Below are 24,443 nucleotides of genomic sequence, written 5' to 3'. Positions count from 1 at the left end.
TGGATATCCAAGATCCCTGTGGGAGCGGGCGAGCCCGCGAAGGGCTGCAAAGCAGCCCCAATTACATTGTCTGAGCGGAATCTCCTGGCTTCAGGAAGCCAGTGCCTGCGAACGCTGGCAAGCGGGCATCTCATAGCGATGCGGTTGCTGCCAGGCCAGCCGTGCCTGCACATCCACCACCGCGTCCTTCACCTTCTGCGCCCAGTGCTCATCCTTCGGGCACACCACCACCACGCGGAAACCGTGGTCGACACCTTCCAGGCGCACACCTTCGGAATCATCTACGTGCAGATCGATATCAAAAGCCGAAGGCAGCTTGGAGGGTGAGTTTTCCAGCCCGTTCTGGGCCAGGATGTGCTGGTGCCGATCGCTGTTGACCACGCCATCGACATGAATGCCGTAAAGCATCAGCCAGCGGCGGATGTAAGCCGGGGTACGCCCCGAGGAGGTGTAGATCCAGATGCTGCAGCCCTGGCGGCGCAGGTCGCGGATCAGCTCGCGGGTGCCGCTGCGCAGGGGCTCACCCAGCCAGCGATGGACGAAACCCGGCAGCTTGCTGTCCTCGGCGGCGGCGTGTTCGGGCAGGCAGGCCAGCGTGTCGTCGATATCGAACGAAATGCGTACCTGGCCACGCTTGAGCTTGCGTTCGATGGCTTGCCGCCCTCGTGCAAACAGGGATGAACCTTGCATCAGCGGCTCCCCTCACAGGCAGGCACGGGCGTGCCGTTCAGGAAGAACTTGCCGGGCTCAGGCGCCTTCGCTTCCAGGAACGCGGCGTATTTTTTCTTGATCTTGGGGAGTTCGTACAAAGCCTTGACACCGTGTTTGGCGGAGTTGCGTATGACCGAGGACGGGTTGAAGTAACCCTCGGCGTTGTCCAGCGACAGCACGAATGGCGGCAGCCCGGCACGCATCAACAAATAGCTGACAATAAGCGAACCCGTGCGGTTGTTGCCTTCGATGAACAGCTGCGGCTTGCTGAGGATCCGTACATACACACCCGCTGCCCGCTTCCAGATGGAATCGCTGCGGTACGCGCAGTACCAGTTGTACAAATCCTTGATGCCACCTTCCACGTTGTTGAAAAAGTGCGCTTCGGTTGCCGCAAGGTGCGGGGCGAATTCCAGGCGACGGGCCGGATCGCTGCCGCATAGCACGGTGGCATTGATTTCCAGCATCAGGTTCAGCTGTTGCAGGTCGAACAGGTCGATACCGCGAGCGACATAGTCGTCAATCAGCGCATAGCCTTCAACCACATTCAGCAGCACCTCGTCGGTAAACGGGTCCCGCGGTTCGGTGAAATGCTGGCTGAGTTCGGCAAAACGGCCCTGCACCTCGCGCAGTGCGCGCTCTACCGCTGACAGATCAAGACGACGCGTCGCTCGCATTGGTAATCCCGGGTAACACTTTAACGGAAGGTAACGCGGCCGGGTGTTGCAACCTTCCTGGCTGCAACACCCGCCCACCTTGAGCTTGCATGGTTTAGCTGAACTTGCCGCTGATGTAGTCGCTGGTCAGCTGCTCGCGCGGGTTCTGGAAAATCTGCGCGGTCGGGCCCATCTCGACCAGGTAGCCGGTGCGGGTGCCCTGGGAAATATCCACCGAGAAGAACGCGGTGGTGTCGGCCACACGAATCGCCTGCTGCATGTTATGGGTCACCAGGGCGATGGTGTAGTCCTTTTTCAGCTCGACCATCAGCTCCTCCACGCGGCGGGTGGCAATCGGGTCGAGTGCCGAGCAGGGCTCGTCCAGCAACAGCACTTCCGGCTCGGTGGCGATGGCACGGGCGATACACAGGCGCTGCTGCTGGCCACCGGACAGTGACAGCCCGCTGACCTTGAGCTTGTCCTTCACTTCGTCCCACAATGCGGCGCCTTGCAAGGCGTGCTTCACGCGATCGCCCAAGTCGCCTTTGTAGCGGTTCAGGCGCAGGCCGAAGGCCACATTGTCGAAGATGCTCATCGAGAACGGGTTGGGCTGCTGGAACACCATGCCGATATAGCGGCGCACTACAACAGGGTCGACGCCCTTGCCGTAGACATCCTGCCCAAGAAAGTGCACATGGCCTTCGAAACGGAAGCCCTTCACCAGGTCATTCATACGGTTCAAGCTACGCAGCACGGTACTCTTGCCGCAGCCCGAAGGGCCGATGAAACCGGTGATCTCGTTTTTCCTGATCGGCACATGGCTGTCACGCACGGCCATGAAGTTACCGTAGAAAATCTTGTCGAGCTTGCAGTCCATGACGATGGGGGCTTCGCTGACCATGGGAGCGGCTCTTTGCGCAGTGGATACGTTCAAGTTGGATGCTCCCTTTCTCAATACTTGGGCTTGCCGAAGACTCGGCTCAAAATGTTGATGACCAGCACGATCATTACCAGCACCAGCGAGGCCGCCCAGGCGAGCTCCAGCTGGTTGTCGAACGGCATGCCGGAGAAGTTGTAGATCAGTACCGCAAGCGAGGCTGTGGGGTTCATCACCGCCAGGTCGCCGTCGTGGTAGATCCAGTAGTTGCTGAACAACGCGGTGAACAGCAGTGGCGCGGTTTCGCCAGCGGCGCGGGCCACGGCCAGCATGACGCCGGTGAGGATGGCCGGCAGGCCGGTAGGCAGCACGATCTTCCAGATGACCTGGGCACGGGTGCAGCCCATGCCGTAGGCAGCATCCTTCATGATCTTGGGCACCATCTTCATCGACTCTTCAGCGGTGAGCACCACGATCGGCAGCATCAATACCGCCAGCGCCACGCCGCCTGCCGGTGCCGAGTAGGTACCGGTGGTCATCACCACCAGGGCGTAGGCAAACACCCCGGCCAGGATCGAGGGCAGGCCAGTGAGCATCTTGGCGGCAAAGCGCGCGGCATTGGCCAGCTTGCTGTCCGGGCCGAGCTCGGCGAGGAACACCGCTGCCAGGATACCGACCGGCACAGCGATGGCGGCGGCAATGCCGACCATGACGAAGGTACCGGCCATGGCGTTACCGAAACCACCGCCCATCTCGAAGCCGGTCGGCGGCAGCTCGGTGAACACTTCCAGGTTAAGGCGTGCCCCGCCGCGAGTGATCAGCATGTACAGCACGGAAATCAGCGGCACGCTGGCCACCAGTGCCGCGAACCATGCCAGGGTGGTCAATACCAGGCTGCGCAGGGCGCGGCCTTCCAGCTTGCGCTGCAGGCTGGGCAGCGCGGCAACAGGGGTCGTCAGGTCAGTCATTGTTTGTTACCCCGCTGGGCGTAGAGCATGATCATCGAGCCGAGGACGTTCACCAGCAGGGTGATGAACATCAGTACCAGTGCCGCGTACATCAGCACTTCGACCTCGTTCGGGCCGGCTTCCGGGAAGTTCAGCGCCAGCAGCGCCGCCAGGGTGTTGGCCGGTGCGAACAAGGACAGGGAAATGGTGTTGGCGTTGCCGACCAGCATGGCCAGCGCCATGGTTTCGCCGAGTGCACGGCCCAGGCCGAGCACCAACGAGCCGAAGATGCCGGTAGCCGCCGAGGGCACCATCACCTTGAGGATGGCTTCCCAGTGGGTGGTCCCCATGCCGTAGGCAGCCTGCTTGGTTTTCATCGGTACGCTGGTCAGCGCATCCTGGGAAACCGCCGCGATGGTCGGCAGGATCATGATCGCCAGTACCAACGCCGCAGGCAGCAGGCCTGGGCCACTCAGGGAAGTGCCGAAAAACGGGATCCAGCCCAGCTCGCTGTTCAGCCAGGCGGTCAGCGGGCGAATCGCCGGAATGACCACATAGATGCCCCACAGGCCATACACCACGCTGGGGATGGCGGCAAGCAACTCGACGATGGTGCGAAACACCGCGGCAAGCTTGGCCGGAAGGAAATCCTGGGTCAGGAAAATGGCCATGCTGACGCCGAAGAAACCGGCGATCAACAGGGCGATCAAGGCGCTGTACAGCGTCCCCCAGATCGCTGGCAGAATACCGTACTTGCCTTGGTTAACGTCCCAGACGCTGCCGAACAACACGTCAAAACCGTGCTTTTCAATGCCGGGCAGTGCCTTGCGGCCGACTTCGTAGACCAGCGCGAAGACCAGCGCCAGTACCAGCACCACGCCAATGCGCGCAAGCGCACGGAAGGTGCGATCGACCAGAAAGTCTTTCGTAGACGGTGGCTGGCACGCGGAGTCGGGGTTATCCGGTATGGCAAAAGGAGTGTTCATTGGCGAGTTCCGGGACAAGGGACAAACACCCCCGGCATGGCTTCATGCCGATACCGGGAGCGCCTGGGTATTACTGGATGTTGGCGGACGCTTTACGCACCTGGTCGACTACCGACGGCGGCAGCGGGATGTACCCCATCGAGTCGGCGATGGTCTGGCCTTTGGTCAGGCTGTACTCGACCATTTCACGCATGGCCTTGGCTTTTTCCGGGTTGCCGTTGTCCTTGCGGAAAATCATCCAGGTATAGGAAGTGATCGGGTAGGACTTGGCACCGTCCGGGTCAGGCAGCCAGGCCACCAGGTTTTCCGGCATGTTCACCGCAGCCAGTGCTTCGGCACCGCTCTCGGCATTCGGCACGACGTATTGGCCAGCCTTGTTCTGCAACATGGCGAAGTCGACCTTGGCCAGCTTGGCGAAGCCGTACTCGATGTAGCCGATGGCGCCCGGGGTCTGGCGGACGGTGGCGGTTACGCCGTCGTTCTTCGGCGACTTGATGAACTTGTCGGTGGCCGGCCAGTTGACGGTGTTGCCTTCGCCCAGCCCTTGCTTGAAGTCAGCGTTGATGGCCGACAGGTGCTTGGTGAAGACGGCAGTGGTGCCGCTGGAGTCGGCACGCACGACCACGGTGATCGGGGTGGCAGGCAGCTTCAGGTCAGGGTTGGCCGCCGCGATTTGCGGGTCGTTCCACTGGGTGATCTTGCCGAGGAAGATATTGGAGTAGACGTCGCGCGGCAGCTTCAGCCCTTTAGGGTTACCCGGCAGGTTGTAAGCCAGGACGATTTCACCGGCGGTCATTGGCAGCAACTGCACGCCTTCGCCAACCTTGGCAATGTCTGCTTCGCTCATGGCCGAGTCGCTGGCGGCGAAGTCGACGGTCTTGTTCAGGAAGTCCTGAACGCCCGCGCCGCTGCCCTTGGACTGGTAATCGACGGTGACGCCAGCCGTGTTCTTGCTGAAGTCCTTGAACCAGGTCAGGTAGATCGGTGCAGGGAAGCTGGCGCCCGAACCGGTCAACCGAACGTTTTCTGCAGCAAAGGCTGCCGAGGTGGCGCAAAGGGAAACGGCAACGGCGAGTGCAGCAGACTTCATCAGGCGTTTCATCAAAATGTGCTCCATGTGATGGCCGGCACACTTTGCATCAGCTGTGTTACAACTTTGTGACTATTGAATGGCAGGCCGCGCGGTAGAGCTTATTGACTGTGCCATCAGGCGCCGAGCTGGAACCCCGAAACGGCTCCGGCCTCAACGCTAACGCTTGAATGTGCCGATTGGATGACGGCCGTACGAGGCCAAAGCACCGCTCGCCCATTAGCCGGCACTTTTTAGACGCGCAGGGTTTCAACCGTTCAGGCAAACCGGCAAGCGCGAAGACCCTGTAACGCAGCACCAGGAACAGGAACCTGGCCACTGCAGTCGATCAACCAATGCCGGCAAGACCTGCATCACCGGCATCCGCACAGCGGTTGCGGCATGCACATTCGAACTCGGCTTGGGCACGGGTGGAAAAGTTCAGGCTCAGACGCATCTTGTCTTGGGTGTCGTAGAGGTCGTAACCCTCCCCCAGTGCGGCGGGAAAGCCAAGCCGCCGAGGATAAGCCTCTTTCTTGAGTGGCACTGCGGGAACCACAACGAAGCGTGTCTGCATGATCATCCCCTTCGGCAGTGCTTAAGTATTAGTACTGCTATGTGAAAGCATCAAGATGACTCATGCAATATTTTGGTTCAGCCGCCTATTCTCGCGGTGATGAGTGAGCAGAATCCCAGCAGGCAAATGACCCCGATGCCATAGAACAACGTTCTCCAAGGCTGCAAACCGCGCAGGTAGGCCAGCGTGTGCAGGATCCTGGCAACCGTGAACACCACACTCAGCCACAACACCGGTAGCGTGGCGGCTTCCAGCGCAACAGCCAGCCCGCCGAGGGCAAAGAACAGGGGAATGTTCTCCAGGTCGTTGGCCCATACCTTGGCAGCCCGTATCACCTGCGGGCGTTCTGCGGCCTGGGCGACGCGCCCGAACACGGCAGCGTCCTCCGGGTTGGTGAACGCGACGAAGCGCAAGCGGTGATAGCCCTGATAGCAGGAAACCAGGAACATCTTGAGGAACAGCACCACCACACACAGCGCATAGGCCTGCAAGGCACTGCTCATGGCTGGCGCCCCTCGGCAACGCCTCTGATCACCAGGTACAGCAACGGCCCCAGCGAAACGAACACGACGGTCAGCAGCAGGTAAGGCAGCACCGCGATCCCGGCGCTGCCGCGCATGCGGTTGTCTCTCACCATCCAGCAACCGGCCAGCCCGGCCATCAGGTACAGGTCGATGAGCACCTGGGCCGTGTCCGGCTGTGCCAGCAGTGCCAGCCCGAATGCCAGCAGCGATTGCTCGGCAATCAGCATGGTCCAGCCGGTATACAGCGAAAACAGCACCAGTATTGCCAGCGCGCAGATACGCAAGCCCATATAGCTCTCCTTGATAGGGTTTGCCGGCACAGTAGTGATAGGGTTGCTTGCACTCAATGACCCGTGAGGTCATGGACATTGCACTCAAGGACGATCAGGGCAACGCATGAATCAGCATCTGTTCCATCGCAGCACCCCTGCCCCGCACATCTCAGCGGGCCAGCATCTTCGCGAACTGCGCCGTCAGGCCAACCTCAGCCAGCTGGAGCTGGCGCTGCTGACGGGGCTGTCGCAGCGTCATCTGAGCTGTGTGGAAACAGGACGCGCCAAGGCCAGCCCAGGCACGTTGCATGCCCTCCTCTCGGCCCTGGATGCGCCGCTGGAGCGGTGCAACGAAGTGTTCGTTGCTGCAGGATACGCGCCCCGCTACGCCGCCACGCCACTCGATGCGCCTGAACTGGCCTTGGTGAATACTGCCATCGAGCATATTCTGCAGGTGAACAACCCCGCTCCGGCGATCGTCATCGACAGCCACTGGGACGTCATCGCCGCCAACGCCAGTACCGGGCTGCTGCTGGCGATGGCCGGTGTCAGCGCACAGCCGGCAACCGGCCTCAACCTGCTGCAGACATTGCTGTGCCCCGGTGGCCTGGGTGATCACTTGGTCAACGCGCCGGAAATCCGCGCTGCAGCCTGGCAACGTGCCTCCCGGGAGGCCGCAGGCAATCCGGCACTGGCAGCGCGCTTGCGCGACTTGCCGGCACCGGCAAGCCCGTGCCAGATGACGACAGCCACCCCTCTGCTGCTGACCCGCGTGAACACCCCGTATGGTGAGCTGCGGTTCCTGTCCACGTTCACCACCTTTGGCATGCCGCAGGATGTCACCGTGCAGTCACTGCGCATCGAACACCTGATCCCCGCCGACCCACAGACCCGGCAAAGAATGCAGGCAGCGTTCGAGCAATGGTCGGCCGTTACAGCGTGAACGTCAGGGCCTGGCCAAGGAACCTGGCGCTGACCTGGTGGCCTGTTTCATGCAGGTCGAACGGCTGGCACATGGCCCCGGTGGTCACGATATCCCCGGCCTTCAAGGTCTGGCCACGCTCGGCAGCGTGCGCGTACAGGTGAGCCAGCGACACCAGCGGGTCGGTGGCCGCATCGCCAGACAAGCCACCGGCGCGCCATTGACCATCCACATGCACCTCGGTGGTTTCGGCCAGGTCGGCGAGCAACGGCACATTGATACCGGCGCCCAGGCTATTGCCGACCACCAATGCTTCAAACCCCACGTTGTCAGCCACAAAACTTGGCCAGCCGACAGCCTTGCGGTCGACAAAGCGCGAACGCACCACTTCAAAGGTGACGCACGTGGCGCGAATATCCTCACTCACCGGTACGCGCCCGGCTTGCGGAGGAATATCCCGGTCCAGCACGAAGGCAATTTCGCATTCGATGGTCACCGGCGTAACCGCTGGCAGCGGGATATGTGCGCCATCGGCATGGCAACGCCCCGCTTCCAGTTGGCCAATCAAGGGCCGCGACAACTTGCCTGCACGCATGCCAGCCGGGCTGCCGACGCCCAGCTTCCACCCGGCGCGCTGGCCTGCGGCAGCGGCAAACAACTGGTCCTGGCTGTCATAGCCTTGTTTCAACGTCTCGGGCTTGAGGCTGGCGGGCAGTTCCGTCAGCAGGTCACCGCTGCGCCAGTGTTGCAGTAGCAAGGCTGCAGTGCGTTGGTGTACGAAAAGCGAACGGTTCATCAAGACCTCATTGAGATAGGCGATGGCAGGCAACAGATGCTATGACCTGAAATTGATAATGATAAATATATTGTCATGATGCCAATCATCACAAATTGTTATTGAATTGCCTGATGAAATCCGCCTGCAGGTACATGCTCAGCGATCAGTGGAAACCGGCTGCTTCAACAACAACACATAAGCCATCGCAGCAACCGCGGCCACGGCGGCACTGATCAGGAATGCAGAAGCGAAGGACCCGGTCTGCTGAATGCTGAACCCGGTCACGATGGGCGCCACAGAGCCTGCCAGGTAGCCGCCGAAGTTCTGGATCGAGCCAAACGAGGCCACGCGCTGGCTATCGACCACGGTGTTGGCGATCATCCATGCGGTAGAGCTGGCCATGTTCACGCTGAACAGTGCGCAACACAGCAGCGCCACACTGAGCAGAAAGCCGCTACCGAACGACAGGGGAACGGTGAATGCGGCCGCCGCGAGCAACGCAGTCACGACAACCCGCTTGCGGCTACCCAGCACACTGGCACCGTGCTTCACCAGGCGGTCGCAGATGCGGCCCGCGACAATGGTGCCCAACGCGCCGAACACATAGGCCAGTGAAACCACCCAGGCGGTCTGGTACAGGCTCAAGCCATGCTCGCGCTCGAAGTAGCCCGGCAGCCAGGTCAGGTGCAGCCACAGCATGTAGATCACCCCCATGAAGCCCAATACTGCGCCCCAGGTGCTCTTGTGGCGGAACAGTTCGGCCCACGCCGCCAGTTGTGCCTGCACACTGGGCCTGGCGCTTGGCACCGCCTGTTTATGCGCCTGGGCCGCCAGCAGTTGCTCACGCGCCTCGGCAGGCAGTTCAGCCAGGTACCGCGCCTTGCTTTTGTAGAAGGCGAACCAGCAGGCGGCAACCAGAATGCCGAACACTCCGGTGACGATGAACATGCCGCGCCAGCCCCAGGTGACCATCAGCAGCGTCAGCAACGGCGGCGCCAGACACGGCCCGATGCAGGTCGATGACAGCACGATGCCGGTCGGCGTCCCCCGCTTCTCGGCCTCGAACCACTCCGCCAGCGCCTTGGCCGCCGACGGGAACATCGGCGCCTCGCCAATTCCCAGCACCACCCTGAGCCCGATGAATGCAGAAAAACTGTTGATCAGGCCTGAAGCCGTCTGTGCCACCGACCAGCCCAGCAGGGCCGCCCCCAGCGAAATCTTGCTGCCCAGGCGGTCGATGATCATGCCCAAGGGCAGTTGCGAAAAGGCATACGCCAGGGAAAACGCCGACAGCAGAATGCCCATCTGTGACGGCGTGATGCCCATGTCGCGCTGGATGGACGTATTGGCAATCGACAACGCACTGCGGTCGACGTAGTTGATGATGCCGATCACCAGCAACAGGCTGACGGTGATGACCTGGTACTTTCTGAACGGGTTCGAGCTGGCGACCGCTTCAGGTTCGCGGGCAAGCCCGGGTTGCGCATATTTGGTATTCATGGGCGTTCACTTTTGTTGTTATTGGTTGAACAGCAGGTAACGGCTTACATGGACGCTTCAAGCAGCCACTGGTAGTCCTCGGCAGATGCCTCACGTGGGTTGGTGCGGTGGCTGTGATCGGCCAACGCGCCCTGGACGATGCGCGGGAACAGGTCCGGGTTGACATCCAGTTCGCCAAGGCCGGTCGGCAGGCCCAGCGTACGGGTCATGTGGCGAATGGCATCTTCGATCTGGCTGTCATCGGCCAGCCCCATCGCCTGGGCGATGCGTTGCATCTTGTGTTCACTCACCACCGTTTCGGCCGTGCGGTTGAAGCGGATGACGGCAGGCAGGAAGATCGCATTGAGGGTGCCGTGGTGCAGGCGCGGGTTGATCCCGCCCAGCGCGTGGCTAAGGCTGTGCACGCAGCCCAGGCCTTTCTGGAAGGCCAGCGCACCTTGCAGCGATGCGCTCATCATGTTGATGCGCCCGTCCAGGTCGCCCGGCGCGCGGGTGGCTCGTTCGATGAAGCGCCAGGCCCGCCACAGGCCGTCCAGGGCAATGCCGTCGGCAGGCGGGTTGAACGCAGGTGCCATGAAGGTTTCCAGGCAGTGGGCAATCGCGTCCATGCCGGTGGCAGCCGTGAGTTGTGCCGGCAGCCCGAGGGTCAATGCCGGGTCACAGATGGCGGCCTTGGGCACCACATGGGGCGAGATCACCCCCACCTTGCGCCCGTCATCGAGTATCAGGATGGCACCGCGCCCGACCTCGCTCCCCGTGCCGGCCGTGGTCGGCACCGCAATCACCGGCGCGGTTGCCGGGGTGATCCGGGCCAGGCCGCCCTCGATCACCGCAAAGCCCTTCAACGGGCCGTCGTGCCGGGCACACACAGCCACCCCCTTGGCCAGGTCAATTGCCGAGCCACCGCCAATGGCGATGATGCCATCACAGCCATATGCCTTGAACATGGCCACGGCCTCACGCACGGCATGCTCGTTGGGATTGGGTGGCGTACCGTCGTAGATCGGCAGTTGTGCCATGTCGCTGGAGAAGGTGTTCAACGCCGTATCGACGATACCGGCGGCACGCACGCCACGGTCGGTCACGATCAAAGGCCTGGTTATACCAATGCGCTCACATTCGGCGGGCAGGCAGGCAATGGCACCGATATCGAATTGGATCTGGGTGATGTAGTTGATCAGGGACATAAGGCTTGGCAGGCTCCTGGCTTTATTGTTCTGGGCGTTTCAGCCGCACTGGATGCGACACTGTGCAGCGCCAGTATAGGAATGCGCGGCTGGCCATGGTATTGAGAACAATCCATATCGGTATAACCAGGACGAATACCAGATGACCCCATCGCTCAATTCGATCATGTCCCGCCTGCACGCCCGCCACCTGCGCTTGTTGATCGAGTTGGACGAGCACCGCTCGCTGCTCGGTGCAGCAAGCAGCGTCGGGCTTACCCAGCCTGGTGCCAGCAAGGCCTTGCAGGAAATCGAAACCACCTTCGGCACTGTGCTGTTCAACCGCACCAACCGAGGCCTGGAGCCCACGGCCGCCGGACACTGCGCCATCCGCTACGCACGCCTGTTGCAGACCGATATCGCCAACCTGCGGCACGATCTGGATGCGATCCTGCGTGGGGTCGGCGGCCGGCTGGCTGTGGGGGCGATCATGGGCGCGGTGCCGTTGCTGATGAAGGCGGTGTCACAGCTGGCCAGCATCCAGCCGCAGATGTCGTTCGAAATCATCGAAGACACCAGCCAGTCGCTGCTGACGCAGATCGAGAGCGGCCGCCTGGACATCGCCCTGTGCCGCACCAGTGTCAGCAATACGCCGCAGCTGTTCGCCAGCACCTTTGTCCAGGATGAGACACTGGCGGTCATCGCCAACATCGACCACCCGCTCAAGCATGCGCCAAGCCTGAGCCTTGCCGACCTGGCCGAGAGCCGCTGGATCGTCTACCGGGCCAACATGCCCATGCGCGTGCAACTGGAGCGCGAATTTCACGATGCCGGGCTGCGCTTCCCGCTGCACCTGGTTGAAACCACTTCGATCCTGGCGACCTTGTCGCTGTTGCAAAACCGTCCTGACTTCGTTGCGCTGGTGTCGATCGACGTGGCCCAGCTATGTGCAATGAATCAACAGGTCAGCATACTGCCCTTGAGCATGGGCTCGGTCAGCGACCCCTACGAGTTGGTGACCCGTAAAGGCAGCCAGGCAACACCGGCCATGGACACGCTCACCGAACTGCTGCTGTTGCAGGGCCGACAGCGCTGCGACAGTTAATGCGGTTTCATGGCAGAAGCCACTGGGACATCCGGGCTGAGAGGCTGAGGGTCAAGACAGTAATGAGGCGGCCCGCCAGCCCTGGGTAATCAGCCTTGCAGCTACACCGGCAGTGCTGTTGGCGGCACGACCTGCCGCTACACCTACACGCCATTGACCCAGATCAAGCCCTCGCGCCGGGTTCGCGCGACGATGGCTGCACGCAAGGAATGACTCAAGCACCGCCAGACGCACAGTGCTCAAGGTTTACCGCTTGATCGCTGTGCGCGGCCTTGGCCAAGGAGCCCCACATGAACCCGATGAAACACATACTGGTTGCCACCGACCTTTCCCCACATGCCCGCAACGCCGCTGAGCGCGCTGCCTACCTGAGCGATGCGCAACAGGCCTCGCTGGACCTGCTCTACGTTGCCAACCCGGCACCCTTCGAGCGCCTCAAACAGTTGGTGACGCCTGATGACGATCTGTTGAAACGCGTACTGGATAGCGCAGGCGAGAAAACCCACGCACTGGCAGCGCTGCTGTTCCAGCGTTACGGTATCTCCGCTGGCGTGCAGGTCGCCAGTGGCTCGGTGATCACGGAGATCAACCGGGTGGTGCAGGACAAGCACAGCGACCTGCTGGTGTGTGGGGCCAGGGGCCAGAGCGTGGCGCGGCGCCTGCTGCTGGGCTCGACCGTGCAGAAACTGCTCAACCGCATGCCCTGCCCTTTGCTAGTGGTCAAGCCGGCCCCTCGTGATGCCTACCGCACCGTGCTGGTGCCAGTCGACTTTTCGTCCGTTTCACTGCGCACCCTCGAATTGGCCAAGGCCATTGCCCCGCAAGCAGAGATCATTCTGCTGCACGTGTACGAAGCCCCGTTCGAAGCCAGCGTGCGCTTCGCCCATCTCGACCACGACACCCTCACCCACTACCGCAATGTCATCCGCAAGGATGCACAAGTACAGCTCGCGGCGCTGAGTGAGGCTGCCGGCCTGGCCGATGCACGGCAGATCCTCGTGCACGGCGACCCTGGCTGGCGCATTGCCGAGCAGGAACAGGAGCTGGAGTGCGACCTGATCGTTGTCGGCAAGCAGGGGGCAAGCGCGCTGGAGGAACTGCTGGTGGGCAGCGTCACCAAGCATGTATTGAACGAATCGCAGTGTGATGTGCTGGTAACACCCTAGGCTGCATGAATGTTCTGCACTGCCGCCTGTTGCGCCTATCTGGGTCAAACCACCGTGGCTGGCCTTGCCTGCTGACGTGCGGGCTTGGGAAGAGCTCCTCCCGCCCACAGCATTCGCGAGTGGGGCGTCATTGCTGAGAGCAGCAGCTCTACGCAAGACGTTTCATCGATTGCACTGATGATGACTATCGAGCGGCCTGCCTGTCGGCCAGGCAAGGCCGCCTCTACAATCCCCTGCAAATCCCCCCGCTCCTGCGCCTGCTACAGGCGAGATCCCTCATGGAACCTAACCCATGCCAAGCAACAGCCAGGCCCCTCGCGGCCTTCCCGAACACAGCCAACAAAGCGTGACCCAGCAATGGCTGGCAATCCTCTCGGTAGCCGTGGGTGCTTTCGCCCTGGTCACCAGTGAGTTCCTCCCGGTGGGGGTGCTGAACGATGTGGCCAGCGACCTGGGCATCAGTGCAGGCCTTGCCGGCCTGATGGTGACCCTGCCCGGCATCATGGCTGCGTTAGCCGCCCCGTTGATTTCCGTAGGCGTCGGCGCGCTGGACCGGCGCTACCTGCTGATCGGCCTGACGCTGATCATGATCATCGCCAACGCCATCGTGGCCTATGCCGGTGACTTCAACCTGCTATTGGTCGGCCGTGTGCTACTGGGTATCAGTATTGGCGGCTTCTGGGCGACAGCCATCGCCCTCAGCGGCCGCCTGGCACCTGACGGGATGGGCGTAGCCAAAGCCAACTCCATCATCATGGCGGGCGTAACCCTGGCGACGGTAGTGGGCGTGCCTGTCGGCACCTGGCTGAGTGGCCTGATGGGCTGGCGCATGACGTTCCTGGTCACTGCACTGGTAGGCGTACCGGTGCTGCTGGCACAGGTCTTCCTGCTGCCGCGGCTGATGCCGGAAAAGGCCATTCGCATCCGCGACCTGCCGGCGTTGTTCATCAACCCGCAAGCACGGGTCGGTTTGATCGCCGTGTTGCTGATCGGCTTGGCGCACTTTGCGGCGTACACCTACGTCGCACCGTTCTTCAAACAGAATGCCGGCTTTGACGGGCCTACGATCGGTTCATTGTTGCTGCTGTATGGTGTGGCCGGCTTCATGGGCAACATCTTCGCCGGCTTTGCGGCCAACCGCAGCGTGCGGCATACCCTAATGCTGGTCGCGCTCATGATCGCAGTCAGCACCGCCCTGTTCCCGCACTTCGCCACCGGCATGACGGGTGCCGCGATGCTGATCGCACTGTGGGGCTTTGCCTTCGGTGCGTTCCCGGCTTGTGCCAATATCTGGATGTTTGTCGTGGCGCCCAAGGATGTCGAACGTGGCATGCCGCTGTTCGTGGCCCTGTTCCAGGTGATCATTGCCGTGGGCTCGTTCTTCGGCGGGCAAGTCGTGGACCATATGGGCACTGCGGTACTGCTGAGCCTGGCCACGGCGCTGGTGGGCTGTGGCTTTGTGACCGTGCTGGTGCTGGGGCGCAACGTCAGTAACGATCTGGCGGCGCAGCCAGGTTAAGCAGCCGCCCAGGGCGGCTGCGCAAAGCTTGAGGCCGTGAAACCGAGGCGCCTGCTTCGCGGGCAAGCCCGCAGGTACCGTACGGCCCCAGGCGCTTGCATTAGCTGCAATCGCCCCGCTCGGGCTGGCGTGGTTGCCTGGCGCACATCACCTGAACCTCGGCGCCACGGGCCCTGGCCAGCAGCTCCTCGGTGTCATCGCCACCGGGCAAGGCAAGCAACAGGTCAGGGCGGCTGTCATTGAGCATGAACAGGTTGCGCAAGCGTTCGGCCTGCTTGCCGTGCAGCTGCCAGTTTGGCGGGTAGCGCACCAGATCGGCGCCATGCTCGCGCGCCCAGCTTTCGATTTCCCCTCCAATGAACTGGCTGCCGCCGTGGATCAATACCCGGATCGGCCGCTGGCGCTGGACGTCGTCCAGGGCCTGGCGGCAGCGTCGGGTGTCGGCGTAGTTGCGCCCTGCACAAATCAGTACTCGCATGGTCTGCTCTCCTTGCATCGCTCAGAACCACTGGCCGAAACGGCGGATATAGAGGGTCTTCATGGCCTGGGCGACCACGCAGTAGCCCAGCAGTGTGGCGGCCAGCCAAGGGAAGTACTCCCACGGCAGCGGCACCAGGCCAACCATCGCGCCCACCGGGGAGAACGGGATGTAGATACCCAATGCCATGACCAGCCCCGTTGCCAATACCACCGGCAATGCAGCGGTGCTCTGGAAGAACGGTACCTTGCGAGTGCGCAGCATGTGCACTACCAGCGTCTGTGACAGCAAGCCCTCGATGAACCAGCCCGACTGGAACAGCGCCTGCATTTCGACGCTGTTGGCGGCGAACACGTACCACATCAGGGCGAACGTGGTGATGTCGAAGATCGACGACGTAGGACCTATCCACAACATGAAGCGGCCGATGTTGCGGGCATCCCATTTGCGTGGCTTGCTGAGGAACGCCTTGTCCATGCGGTCCCAGGGCAGCGACAGCTGGGAAAAGTCATACATCAGGTTCTGCAGCAACAAGTGGATCGCCAGCATGGGCAGGAACGGAATGAACGCACTGGCCACCAGGACCGAGAACACGTTGCCGAAATTGGAACTGGCAGTCATGCACAGGTACTTCATGATGTTGCCGAAGGTTTCGCGGCCTTTGAGCACACCCTCCTCGAGCACCATCAGGCTCTTTTCCAGCAAAATGATGTCGGCCGATTCCTTGGCGATGTCGGTGCCGCCGTCCACCGAGATACCGACGTCAGCATCGCGCAGGGCGGCGGCGTCGTTGATGCCGTCGCCAAGGAAGCCCACGGTGTGACCATTGGCCTGCAGGGCCTTGAGCACCCGTGATTTCTGCAGCGGGGTGAGCTTGGCGAAGACGGTGCGCTCCTCCACCTGAAGCTTCAGGGTGGGGTCGTCCATGCCCTCGATGTCCTGGCCGAGCAACGGCTGACCTGGCGCCAGGCCCACTTCACGGCAGACCTTGGACGTGACCACCGGGTTGTCGCCGGTCAGTACCTTTACCTGCACGCCCATGTCGCGCAAAGCGGTGATGGCCGGGCCGGCCGTTTCCTTGGGCGGGTCGAGAAAGGTCAGCAAGCCCTGGATGACCAGATCGCGCTCATCTTCAGTGTGATACTGCGCCTTGCCTTCGGCCGCCGGGATCTCCCGGGTGGCAACCACCAGCACGCGGAAGCCGTCCTGGCTGAAGGTATCGACACTGGCCAGAAGCTGCTGGCGGCGGCACGGATCGAGGGCAACCACCTTGTCGCCTTCCTGCACATGAGTGGCGATGGCGAGCATTTCCTCAACCGCCCCTTTGCTTACCAGCAGGTGATCGCCCAAGGCATTCTTCACCACCACTGACAGGCGGCGGCGGATGAAGTCGAACGGCAGTTCGTCGACCTTTGCGTAGGCGTAAGGCGCCTGGAACTGGCGGTCCTGGCCGGCGAAATGCAGCACGGCCTGGTCCATCAGGTTGCGGATGCCGCTTTGGTGATGGCTGTTGAGCCAGGCCAGCTCAAGGATGTGCTTGTCGGTTTGGCCGTCGAAGCGCACAGAGTGCTCGAGGATGATCCGATCCTGGGTGAGCGTACCGGTCTTGTCGGTGCACAGCACGTCCATGGAGCCCAGGTTCTGGATGGCGTTCAGGCGTTTGACCACCACCTTGCGCCGGGCCATGGCCACGGCGCCCTTGGCCAGGTTGGCGCTGACGATCATCGGCAGCATTTCCGGGGTCAGGCCCACTGCCACGGCAAGCGCGAAGAGGAAGGCATCACCCCAGTCGCCTTTCACCACACCGTTGATCATGAACACCACCGGCACCATCACCAGCATGAAGCGGATCAGCAGGCTGCTGACGCTGTTCACGCCGCGGTCAAAAGCGGTCTGGCTGCGCGAACCGGCAATGGCCTTGGCCAGCGAGCCAAAATAGGTGCGTCGGCCGGTGGCGACCACCACGGCGCGGGCGCGGCCACTGACCACATTGGTACCCATGAAGCAGATGTTCGGCAACTCGAGCAGGTTGTCCTGATGTGCGCCATGCTCGGCCGCCGACTTCTGCGCGACATTACCCAAGGTGTCGTACTTTTCGACCGGCAACGCTTCGCCGGTGAGCACGGCCTGGCTGATAAACAGGTCGCGCGCTTCGAGCAGGCGGATATCGGCGGGAATCATGTCACCTGCAGAAAGCTGCACGATGTCGCCGGCCACCAGTTCGTCCATGGGCACTTCGCGCAGGCGCGGGGCTTGCCCGATCTGCTCGCGGCGCAACACCGTGGCAGTACTGCGCACCATTGCCTTGAGCGCGTCGGCAGCCTTGTTCGAGCGGTACTCCTGCCAGAAGCGCAGCAGGCTGCTGAGGCTGACCATGGTCATGATGATGATGACCTTGGTCAGGTCGGCATCGTCTGCTTCGCCTGCGCTGACCGGCAGCCAGTAGTCGGTGACAAAGCTGATCCCGGCCAGGGTCAGCAGTACATAGATGAACGGGTTGTTCAGGGCCTTGAGCAGCTGCACCAGGGCGTGGGGTTGCGGGTCGTGGGCAACCTGGTTGGCCCCATCGCGCGCCAGGCGCTTGGCGGCTTCGTGCTCGGTCAGGCCCTGTTCGCTGGCATCGAGGTTGGCGAGGGTGACCGCCAGGCCATTGCGCGCTTCACGGGCGGCGCGGGTGGACAGGCGGGTTTCGCGTTCGGCCTTGGCCGATGAGGTGTTACGGTATTTGACAGTCATGTTGCTGTGCTCCTGCCGCTGCGGCGGCACGACACACAGACGTTTCACTCAGGCGGTGAACGAAGGCATGTCGGGTCGCTGAATAATGCTGGTTCTTTCCGACAGTTGTCTGTCCGCTGTCGAGAGTCGGAAGTTGTGTCGGCAGCGAACTTTCTACTCGCGCAATCCATGGTTTGATTCCTTTTCATAAACACAGGGCAATAGTTATCCCGCGAACTTTTAAGGTAAAAAGTTCGAGCACAAAGATACCGTTCAATATTTTTTTATTCAGTGAGAAGTGCGGGGGCTCAAGCGTGCATGAACACGCACCAGCACCCCGCAACTACTTGGGGGGTGCTGGTGGTGGTCAAGGTAGCCGTGCAGACGCCGCGGCCAGGCGCGGGCCTGCCGCGGTGCAAGGCACGCAGGCTGGCGATGTGAAACGAATGAAGTGAGGTTCATGAGCTTGCCTCCAACCGGCCAACACCGGCGGCGGCAAGTCACGGCGGAGCATCAGGCTCTGGCGCGGCTTGCCCGACCAGGGTGTCGGGACCGGTGTTCCGGTTCAAGTGCCTGACCAGGCCATTTGGCAAAGGTCAGGCAGCGACGAGATACTGTGTCCATTGAATTCTTCAGTGAAGGGAAAAAAGGCCCCGTGCTCGGGGCGGTCGAACTTTATTCAAGCGTAGTATCGAAGTCAACCCGCAAGGGGAACTTTAAATAAGTTTAACCTTATCTTAATGTTCCACGCAGGCGCAGCGCCTCAAACCTTGAACCGCCCCACCAACGCCGTCATCTCCCCCACCAGCCCCGACAACGCCTTGCTCGCCTCGCTGGTCTGCTGCGCACCCGCCGCGGAATGGTTCGACAGTTCGCGGATGTTCAGCAAGTTGCGGTCTACTTCCCGCGCCACCTGAGCCTGCTCTTCGGCCGCACTGGCAATGACCAGATTGCGCTCGTTGATTTCGCCGATCGCACTGTAGATGCCCTCCAGCACTTGCCCCGAGGCCAGGGTCACGTCCAGTGTCGACTGGGCGCGGTTGGTGCTGGCCTGCATGGATGCTACCGCAGCTTCGGTCCCCGCCTGCACGCTGCCGATCATCTGCTCGATTTCCTGGGTCGATTGTTGCGTGCGGTAGGCCAGTGTGCGCACCTCATCCGCCACCACCGCAAAGCCGCGCCCGGCCTCACCGGCACGGGCCGCCTCGATGGCAGCATTGAGCGCCAGCAGGTTGGTCTGCTCGGACACCGAGCGGATCACTTCCAGCACCTTGCCGATGTCCCGCACCTGCCCCACCAACTGCTGCAGGTGCGCACTGCTGGTCTGGATCTCGCGGGTCATGGCTTCGGTGCCGTCGATGTTTTCGCTGACTTGCCGGCGGCTTTGCGCGGCCAGCTGGTTGGATTCACTGGTGGTTTGCGAGGTGGTGATCGCGTTGCGCGCAACCTCCTCCACTGCCGTGGTCATTTCGGTCACGGCGGTGGCGGCCTGCTCCAGCTCCTGCCCCTGCTGACGCAGGTTGTTGGCGCTTTCCTCGGTGACCGCGTTCAACGCCGTGGCGGCGGCGTCCAGCTGCCGGGCACAGTTGTTGATCTGCCCAAGGGTGTCGCGCTGGCTCTGCTGCATGCGCTGCAGCTCATGGAACAGTTGGCCGATTTCGTTGTTACCCTGCCCTTGCACCGGCACACTCAGGTCGCCACTGGCAATGCGCTGGAAATGCCCACCGGCTTCACGCAGGGGGTGCAACACACGCTGGGCAATGAACGCCCAGCACAGCACCGCCAGCACCACGGTCATGCCCAGCAGGCACAGGCTCAGCAATTGCGCCCGGGCCAGACGCCGGTCGGACTCGAGCATGATTTGCTGGCCACGTTCGCTCAGTGTGGTCACCAGCTGCTGGCGCAGGGTTTGCAACCGCCCCATGGCATTACCGGCATCGCTGTTGACCTTGAAATACTGCTCCAGCGAACGCTGGCGGGTCGCTTCACGCTGCCCCGCCACCGCCTTGGCGTATTCGGCAAAGGTAGCCTGCAGCTCGGTTGCCAGCACGCGAAGGGCGGGTTCACGGGCGTTTTCGACAAATTCGTCGACCAGCGCCTGGCTCTTGTTGTTCAGCTCCACCGACAGCGCCATGCGCTTGCCTGCACTCTCGTCATGGCCACCCAACTGCTCGATAAAGCCCGAAGACACGTTGGCGCTGGAGCGAATCGCCATCAGCAACGCATTGTTCAACCGGTCCGACTGGTGCGCAGTCTGGTCCAGTTCAGTGATCTGCTGGTCGCTACCCACGGCAGCCCACCAGGCACTGGCCGTCGAAAACAGCAGGGTCAGGCTGAACAGCGACAACACCCAGAACATTCCGGTGCGAATTTTCAGGTTGGCAAGCATGCGGGCAGTACTCCTTCTTGGCACCACTTCTGATCGAAGATTCGAGGGTGGGTGTGCTGCTATCGGAGGTGCTGGCGCAGGCTTGAGGCGCCGAGATGCGGTTATGTGCGGTAACCGAACGGAATGCGTTGAGGCCCAGAGGCCTCGCGCCCCTTGGGGGCGTAACCCTCCTGCACAAATCCTGAGCCCACCGCGATCACTGTGGGAGCGGGCTTGCCCGCGAACACGGGCGAAGCCCGTGCCATCCCCTGTCGCGACACAAGGCCATGCCTACAGCCACCGCGCCTTGCCAATCGCTTTCGCGGCGTCTGCCAGGCGTTGGGTCGCCTGCCGAATCTCATCCGCATCCAGCGAAGCAAACCCCAGGCGCAAGGCATTCTCGGCATGGCCAAACGGTGAAAACTGTCGCCCACTGCGCACCACCAGGTCCCGTTCCAGCGCTTTGTCGACCAACTGATCCACATTGATCTCATCGGCAAACCTCACCCACAGCGCCAGGCCACCTTCTGGCGCCTGCACGCTGATCTGTTCGCCAAACGCATCGCGCAAGCACCCCAACAAGGTTTCGCGCCGGCGCCGGTACTCGCGGTTGACACGGCGCAAGTGCTTCTTCAGTTCGCCATCATTGATCAGGTCCGCCAACATCTGCTGCATGACTGCATCGCCCTGCCCCAGGGTCAACATCGCCCTGCGTTCCAGCACGGTTGTCACTTCCACCGGTGCCACGATATAGCTGCAACGGAACGTGCTGCCCAAAGGCTTGGACAGTGAGCCAATGTAAATCACGTGCCGCTGCTGGCGGTCGCTGGCCAACGGCAGATAAGGCCGCCCGGCAAAGTGGTATTCGTAGTCGTAATCTTCTTCGACCACGCAAAAGGCATGCTGGCGCGCCAGCTCCAGCAGCTGTTGCCTGCGCCCGGCTGGCAGGCTGACCGTGGTCGGGAACTGGTGATGGGGTGTTATGTACATCATCCGCACCTTGTGCTGCCGGCACAGGGCCTCGAGCTGATCGACTCGGCAGCCCTCATGGTCCAGCTCCACGGTCACCAGGCGGGCACCCAGCTGACGGAAGATCTCCCAGGCAGGGGGGTAACTCAGGCGCTCGACCAGCACAACGTCACCCGGCTTGAGCAACACACTGGCCACCAGGGACAGCGACGTCTGCACCCCCTGGGTCAGGCAGATATGCTCGGCGCCAACGTTCAGGCTGCGATTGTGCCGCAACATGTCGGCCAGGGCGCTGCGCAGATTGCGGCTGCTGCACTCGCTGCCGTGGCGCACACTATTGCTGCTGAAGCTGCTGCGCAAGGCATTGCGGTAATAGCGGTGCAGTACAGCCTGCGGTAGCAGGCGGTGGTCACAGGCGCCGTTGTCGAAGAACAAGGCCCCTGGCCGGCCTTGTTGGGCTACAGCCTGTTCGTTCGCCTTGAAGTAGGCAACGGCAGGTTCCTCTGGCAGCGCCAGGGCAAAAGGCCGCACGGCACCGCAAACGGCCGCTGTGCCAGGCGCCAGCTGCTGGCTGACAAAGGTGCCCCGGCGTTGCACGCTTTGCAGCCAGCCTTTGGTTTCGGCTTCCTCATAAGCAAGGATCACGGTCTTGCGATTGACGTTCAGCAGTTGCGCCATCTCCCGCGTGCCCGGCAACGGCGTGCCAGGGCGCAGGCGACCCTCGCTGATTGCGGCCACCAACCCTTCGACGATCTGCCGGTACGAAGCTTGTGCCCCATCGAGTTTGAGCAGTGGCTGCCATTTACGAAGCTGGACCATATGAAATATCCAAAACTGGAGGTTCTGCTGGTCCTGGACTATAGCAACAATCGAACCTCCATTTGCCCCGAGGTGCTCATGCAAAGCCGCCACGTCATTGAAATTTCGCCCACGGGCAAAACCTTCGAAGCCAGCCAGGAGCTGCTGCTCGACGCCATGCTCGCCAGCGGCCTGCCGGTACCCTTCTCCTGCCGCCGCGGCGCCTGCGGCTCGTGCAAGGTCAAGGTGGTGTCGGGGCAGCATCAGGACAAGCAGCGGGATGCGGACACGCCGCCGCCTTCCTACCCCTTGGCCGCCGACGAGATGTTGCTGTGCCAGAGCCACGCCTGCAGCGACATGCGCCTGGAAATACCCGGCTGGTCACTGGACGCACCCGCACTGGAAACCCAGGCACAGGTGGTTGGCAAGCGCGCGCTGAGCGCAGATATCGTCGAGCTGGTGTTGCAACCTGCTCAGCCGCTGGAGGTGCGGGCGGGCCAGTACATGCGGTTTCAGTTGGACAACGGCGACAGCCGCTGTTTCTCCATTGCCAACCTGCCTGCCCAGGAACAAGGGCAACTGGTGTTTCACATCCGCAAGGTCAGCGGCGGCCTGTTCACTGAAGGTTTGCTGCCCACCCTGCAAGCAGGTGCAACGGTAAAGCTCGAGGGCCCGCTGGGCGCCTGTACCTGGCAGCACGATGATCAACGCCCGCTGATCCTTTTCGCCACCGGCACAGGTTACGCCGGCATCAAGCCGCTGTTGCTGACAGCCTTGGCCGGCGATGCCGACGTCACGCTGTATTGGGGCGGCTCTTCGCCGGCGGATTTCTATGACCGCGAATTTCTCGATTTGTCTAGCCGTGTGCACCCGCACTTTCGCTGGCAACCGGTGCTCTCGGCCCAGGCACGTATACAGCAGGTGGCGCTCAGCCAGACGCATCGCTGGGGCGAAACCCAGGTCTATGCCTGTGGCAATGCCACGATGATCAGCCAGGCCCGCGAGCAATGCCTTGCAGCAGGGGTACAGCCCCATCGTTTTGTGGCCGAGGCCTTTGTCGCCAGCGGTGCACTGACAACGCAGGCTTCCTCAACCAACCCGCTGCACCCTGAGCTGGAAAAGGTCGGCCCACGTTATTCGCTGGACGGCATGCTCGCAGCTCGCGAACAGTCGGTACGGGCCGTGGCCGCCATTGCCAGCCAACTGCAGGTCGGCATGACCACCGCCCAGGCACTGGAGATGGCCGCGCATACCCTGCAGGCGATGGGCGCCTCACACACCTGGCACCCCACCTACATCCGTTTTGGTGACGATACCGTGCGTACGCCACGGCAAGGCATTGACCTTCAACGCGTGCTACGTACCACGGACATCGTCGTGGTCGACGTTGGGCCGGTATGGGATGGCTATGAAGGTGACTATGGCGATACCTTCGTGTTTGGCCAGCACGCTTTGCACCACGCCTGCGTGAAGGCACTGCATGAAGTGTTCGACGAGACCCGTCAGGCCTGGGGCCGCGGGTTGACCGGACGTGAACTGTATGACTTCGCCGAGCGCAGTGCCCAGGCCAAAGGTTGGCAGCTGGAGCGCAACCTGGCCGGGCATCGCATCGCCGACTTCCCGCATGTGTTGTATAGCCAGGACAAGCTGGCCGAGGTGGAGATTGTCCCGAGCGAGGTGGTGTGGGTGCTGGAGATACAGCTGTGCCACCCTACCGAACCTGTTGGGGCATTCTTCGAAGACATCCTGATTGGCGAACGCAAGCCGGGCGCTGCCAGGGCAGCTTGATACCGCATCAGCCCTTGAACCCGTAACAGGTTAAAGTGGGCAGCAGAAGGACACCCGACAAGGACGATTACCATGCAAGTACGCACGCTCACCCCTGACGAGCTCCCCCAGGCCTGCGCCTTGTGCATGGATGCCTTCATGCAGGCTGTCGCGCCCACGCTGTCGGCGCAAGGTATCGAGACCTTTACCCAGGTGTCAGCACCCCTGGCGTTTGCCGAGCGCATGCAAGGTGACAACCTCATGCTGGCCTGTTTTGTCGAAGGCGCTATCGCGGGGCTGATCGAGCTCAAGGAAGGCCGCCACGTTGCGATGCTGTTCATTGCACCAGGCCTGCAACGTCAGGGCATAGGCAAGCGGTTGATGAACGCAGCACTGGAGCATGCCAGCGCTGAGGTGGTGACGATAAAGGCATCACTGTCTTCTGTACCCGCCTACCAACGCTACGGATTCAGCCTGGCAGGCGACGTGGGTGAGTTTGCCGGGCTGGTGTATCAGCCGATGGAAAAGCGCCTGCCGACCCAGCCAGCGTAGGAGCAACCTGGAGTCGCGACA

General features: G+C 62.1%; 22 protein-coding genes. 6 read left to right on the top strand and 16 right to left on the bottom strand.

The features are described from left to right. Positions 1–90 precede the first annotated feature (90 nt). The 9 genes from REH59_RS12425 to REH59_RS12385 all read right to left on the bottom strand — a co-directional run bounded on the left by REH59_RS12425 (position 91) and on the right by REH59_RS12385 (position 6,637). Entirely contained in the window at positions 91–690 is a 600-nt protein-coding gene (locus tag REH59_RS12425; RefSeq protein ID WP_003254112.1) for a hypothetical protein, read from the bottom strand. Further along, entirely contained in the window at positions 690–1,388 is a 699-nt protein-coding gene (locus REH59_RS12420; RefSeq protein WP_004574211.1) for a hypothetical protein, read from the bottom strand. Before REH59_RS12420 ends, REH59_RS12425 begins: the two co-directional genes overlap by 1 nt. 94 nt (positions 1,389–1,482) lie before the next feature. Beyond that, on the bottom strand, positions 1,483–2,268 hold the full coding sequence (gene pstB / locus REH59_RS12415; protein WP_003254117.1) for a phosphate ABC transporter ATP-binding protein PstB: 786 nt from the start codon (positions 2,266–2,268) through the stop codon (positions 1,483–1,485). A gap of 50 nt (positions 2,269–2,318) precedes the next feature. Continuing rightward, positions 2,319–3,212 carry a phosphate ABC transporter permease PstA gene (gene pstA / locus REH59_RS12410; protein ID WP_003254119.1) on the bottom strand — a complete coding sequence of 298 codons (894 nt, stop codon included), beginning with the start codon at positions 3,210–3,212 and terminating at the stop codon, positions 2,319–2,321. After that, complete coding sequence (gene pstC / locus REH59_RS12405) at positions 3,209–4,177, bottom strand: phosphate ABC transporter permease subunit PstC (protein WP_003254121.1); 969 nt, start codon at positions 4,175–4,177, stop codon at positions 3,209–3,211. The genes pstA and pstC overlap by 4 nt, the downstream gene beginning before the upstream one ends. Positions 4,178–4,247: 70 nt before the next feature. Beyond that, on the bottom strand, positions 4,248–5,279 hold the full coding sequence (gene pstS / locus REH59_RS12400; RefSeq protein WP_003254123.1) for a phosphate ABC transporter substrate-binding protein PstS: 1,032 nt from the start codon (positions 5,277–5,279) through the stop codon (positions 4,248–4,250). Between the two features lie 316 nt (positions 5,280–5,595). Further along, positions 5,596–5,829: a hypothetical protein gene (locus REH59_RS12395; protein ID WP_014753437.1), complete on the bottom strand. Its 234-nt coding sequence runs from the start codon at positions 5,827–5,829 to the stop codon at positions 5,596–5,598. 71 nt (positions 5,830–5,900) lie between these two features. Continuing rightward, the gene (locus REH59_RS12390) at positions 5,901–6,326 is read right to left on the bottom strand and encodes an MAPEG family protein (protein ID WP_014860442.1); all 426 of its coding nucleotides are present in this window, start codon (positions 6,324–6,326) and stop codon (positions 5,901–5,903) included. Beyond that, positions 6,323–6,637 (bottom strand): hypothetical protein, encoded by a 315-nt coding sequence (locus tag REH59_RS12385; RefSeq protein WP_014860441.1) that lies wholly within the window; start codon positions 6,635–6,637, stop codon positions 6,323–6,325. Before REH59_RS12385 ends, REH59_RS12390 begins: the two co-directional genes overlap by 4 nt. Before the next feature lie 106 nt (positions 6,638–6,743). Here REH59_RS12385 and REH59_RS12380 point away from each other — a divergent pair, with 106 nt between their 5' ends. After that, positions 6,744–7,562 carry a helix-turn-helix domain-containing protein gene (locus REH59_RS12380; protein WP_003254128.1) on the top strand — a complete coding sequence of 273 codons (819 nt, stop codon included), beginning with the start codon at positions 6,744–6,746 and terminating at the stop codon, positions 7,560–7,562. Here the strand turns inward: REH59_RS12380 and REH59_RS12375 are convergent. The 3 genes from REH59_RS12375 to REH59_RS12365 form a co-directional block, all read right to left on the bottom strand. Further along, the gene (locus tag REH59_RS12375) at positions 7,552–8,337 is read right to left on the bottom strand and encodes a 2-keto-4-pentenoate hydratase (RefSeq protein WP_003254129.1); all 786 of its coding nucleotides are present in this window, start codon (positions 8,335–8,337) and stop codon (positions 7,552–7,554) included. The genes REH59_RS12380 and REH59_RS12375 overlap by 11 nt on opposite strands. Positions 8,338–8,475: 138 nt before the next feature. Beyond that, positions 8,476–9,819 carry an MFS transporter gene (locus REH59_RS12370; protein ID WP_014860440.1) on the bottom strand — a complete coding sequence of 448 codons (1,344 nt, stop codon included), beginning with the start codon at positions 9,817–9,819 and terminating at the stop codon, positions 8,476–8,478. A 44-nt stretch (positions 9,820–9,863) separates the two neighbouring features. Next, positions 9,864–11,006: an iron-containing alcohol dehydrogenase gene (locus REH59_RS12365; RefSeq protein WP_014860439.1), complete on the bottom strand. Its 1,143-nt coding sequence runs from the start codon at positions 11,004–11,006 to the stop codon at positions 9,864–9,866. Between the two features lie 142 nt (positions 11,007–11,148). Between REH59_RS12365 and REH59_RS12360 the strand changes: the two genes are divergently transcribed. The 3 genes from REH59_RS12360 to REH59_RS12350 all read left to right on the top strand — a co-directional run bounded on the left by REH59_RS12360 (position 11,149) and on the right by REH59_RS12350 (position 14,775). Further along, positions 11,149–12,090 carry a LysR family transcriptional regulator gene (locus REH59_RS12360; RefSeq protein WP_014860438.1) on the top strand — a complete coding sequence of 314 codons (942 nt, stop codon included), beginning with the start codon at positions 11,149–11,151 and terminating at the stop codon, positions 12,088–12,090. 290 nt (positions 12,091–12,380) lie between these two features. Continuing rightward, on the top strand, positions 12,381–13,256 hold the full coding sequence (locus tag REH59_RS12355) for a universal stress protein (RefSeq protein WP_004574222.1): 876 nt from the start codon (positions 12,381–12,383) through the stop codon (positions 13,254–13,256). 292 nt (positions 13,257–13,548) lie between these two features. After that, entirely contained in the window at positions 13,549–14,775 is a 1,227-nt protein-coding gene (locus REH59_RS12350) for an MFS transporter (protein ID WP_003254145.1), read from the top strand. A gap of 100 nt (positions 14,776–14,875) precedes the next feature. On the opposite strand, the gene REH59_RS12345 is transcribed toward REH59_RS12350, so the two are convergent. From REH59_RS12345 to REH59_RS12330, 4 genes are all read right to left on the bottom strand, one after another. Further along, the gene (locus REH59_RS12345; RefSeq protein WP_014859235.1) at positions 14,876–15,253 is read right to left on the bottom strand and encodes a DUF2493 domain-containing protein; all 378 of its coding nucleotides are present in this window, start codon (positions 15,251–15,253) and stop codon (positions 14,876–14,878) included. 21 nt (positions 15,254–15,274) lie between these two features. After that, positions 15,275–17,989: a magnesium-translocating P-type ATPase gene (mgtA, locus tag REH59_RS12340; RefSeq protein ID WP_014859236.1), complete on the bottom strand. Its 2,715-nt coding sequence runs from the start codon at positions 17,987–17,989 to the stop codon at positions 15,275–15,277. Between the two features lie 742 nt (positions 17,990–18,731). Next, positions 18,732–20,357 (bottom strand): methyl-accepting chemotaxis protein, encoded by a 1,626-nt coding sequence (locus REH59_RS12335; RefSeq protein WP_014859237.1) that lies wholly within the window; start codon positions 20,355–20,357, stop codon positions 18,732–18,734. 270 nt (positions 20,358–20,627) lie between these two features. Further along, positions 20,628–22,124, bottom strand: coding sequence for a PLP-dependent aminotransferase family protein (locus REH59_RS12330; protein WP_014859238.1), 1,497 nt, complete (start codon positions 22,122–22,124; stop codon positions 20,628–20,630). Here REH59_RS12330 and REH59_RS12325 point away from each other — a divergent pair, their 5' ends adjacent. Beyond that, the gene (locus REH59_RS12325; protein ID WP_014859239.1) at positions 22,125–23,891 is read left to right on the top strand and encodes an NAD(P)H dependent flavin oxidoreductase family protein; all 1,767 of its coding nucleotides are present in this window, start codon (positions 22,125–22,127) and stop codon (positions 23,889–23,891) included. A 72-nt stretch (positions 23,892–23,963) separates the two neighbouring features. Further along, positions 23,964–24,422 carry a GNAT family N-acetyltransferase gene (locus tag REH59_RS12320; RefSeq protein ID WP_014859240.1) on the top strand — a complete coding sequence of 153 codons (459 nt, stop codon included), beginning with the start codon at positions 23,964–23,966 and terminating at the stop codon, positions 24,420–24,422. Positions 24,423–24,443: the final 21 nt, after the last annotated feature.

This window comes from Pseudomonas sp. BO3-4 (assembly GCF_034044115.1).
In the GTDB taxonomy this organism is placed as follows: Bacteria; Pseudomonadota; Gammaproteobacteria; order Pseudomonadales; family Pseudomonadaceae; genus Aquipseudomonas; species Aquipseudomonas alloputida.
This window is presented reverse-complemented; position numbering and strand designations above follow the sequence as displayed.

What these genes read in the sequence shown, in the direction of transcription:
- REH59_RS12425 (WP_003254112.1), bottom strand. Translation starts at nt 690, where the DNA reads ATGCAAGGTTCATCCCTGTTTGCACGAGGGCGGCAAGCCATCGAACGC.
- REH59_RS12420 (WP_004574211.1), bottom strand. Translation starts at nt 1,388, where the DNA reads ATGCGAGCGACGCGTCGTCTTGATCTGTCAGCGGTAGAGCGCGCACTG.
- pstB (WP_003254117.1), bottom strand. Translation starts at nt 2,268, where the DNA reads ATGGTCAGCGAAGCCCCCATCGTCATGGACTGCAAGCTCGACAAGATT.
- pstA (WP_003254119.1), bottom strand. Translation starts at nt 3,212, where the DNA reads ATGACTGACCTGACGACCCCTGTTGCCGCGCTGCCCAGCCTGCAGCGC.
- pstC (WP_003254121.1), bottom strand. Translation starts at nt 4,177, where the DNA reads ATGAACACTCCTTTTGCCATACCGGATAACCCCGACTCCGCGTGCCAG.
- pstS (WP_003254123.1), bottom strand. Translation starts at nt 5,279, where the DNA reads ATGAAACGCCTGATGAAGTCTGCTGCACTCGCCGTTGCCGTTTCCCTT.
- REH59_RS12395 (WP_014753437.1), bottom strand. Translation starts at nt 5,829, where the DNA reads ATGATCATGCAGACACGCTTCGTTGTGGTTCCCGCAGTGCCACTCAAG.
- REH59_RS12390 (WP_014860442.1), bottom strand. Translation starts at nt 6,326, where the DNA reads ATGAGCAGTGCCTTGCAGGCCTATGCGCTGTGTGTGGTGGTGCTGTTC.
- REH59_RS12385 (WP_014860441.1), bottom strand. Translation starts at nt 6,637, where the DNA reads ATGGGCTTGCGTATCTGCGCGCTGGCAATACTGGTGCTGTTTTCGCTG.
- REH59_RS12380 (WP_003254128.1), top strand. Translation starts at nt 6,744, where the DNA reads ATGAATCAGCATCTGTTCCATCGCAGCACCCCTGCCCCGCACATCTCA.
- REH59_RS12375 (WP_003254129.1), bottom strand. Translation starts at nt 8,337, where the DNA reads ATGAACCGTTCGCTTTTCGTACACCAACGCACTGCAGCCTTGCTACTG.
- REH59_RS12370 (WP_014860440.1), bottom strand. Translation starts at nt 9,819, where the DNA reads ATGAATACCAAATATGCGCAACCCGGGCTTGCCCGCGAACCTGAAGCG.
- REH59_RS12365 (WP_014860439.1), bottom strand. Translation starts at nt 11,006, where the DNA reads ATGTCCCTGATCAACTACATCACCCAGATCCAATTCGATATCGGTGCC.
- REH59_RS12360 (WP_014860438.1), top strand. Translation starts at nt 11,149, where the DNA reads ATGACCCCATCGCTCAATTCGATCATGTCCCGCCTGCACGCCCGCCAC.
- REH59_RS12355 (WP_004574222.1), top strand. Translation starts at nt 12,381, where the DNA reads ATGAACCCGATGAAACACATACTGGTTGCCACCGACCTTTCCCCACAT.
- REH59_RS12350 (WP_003254145.1), top strand. Translation starts at nt 13,549, where the DNA reads ATGCCAAGCAACAGCCAGGCCCCTCGCGGCCTTCCCGAACACAGCCAA.
- REH59_RS12345 (WP_014859235.1), bottom strand. Translation starts at nt 15,253, where the DNA reads ATGCGAGTACTGATTTGTGCAGGGCGCAACTACGCCGACACCCGACGC.
- mgtA (WP_014859236.1), bottom strand. Translation starts at nt 17,989, where the DNA reads ATGACTGTCAAATACCGTAACACCTCATCGGCCAAGGCCGAACGCGAA.
- REH59_RS12335 (WP_014859237.1), bottom strand. Translation starts at nt 20,357, where the DNA reads ATGCTTGCCAACCTGAAAATTCGCACCGGAATGTTCTGGGTGTTGTCG.
- REH59_RS12330 (WP_014859238.1), bottom strand. Translation starts at nt 22,124, where the DNA reads ATGGTCCAGCTTCGTAAATGGCAGCCACTGCTCAAACTCGATGGGGCA.
- REH59_RS12325 (WP_014859239.1), top strand. Translation starts at nt 22,125, where the DNA reads ATGAAATATCCAAAACTGGAGGTTCTGCTGGTCCTGGACTATAGCAAC.
- REH59_RS12320 (WP_014859240.1), top strand. Translation starts at nt 23,964, where the DNA reads ATGCAAGTACGCACGCTCACCCCTGACGAGCTCCCCCAGGCCTGCGCC.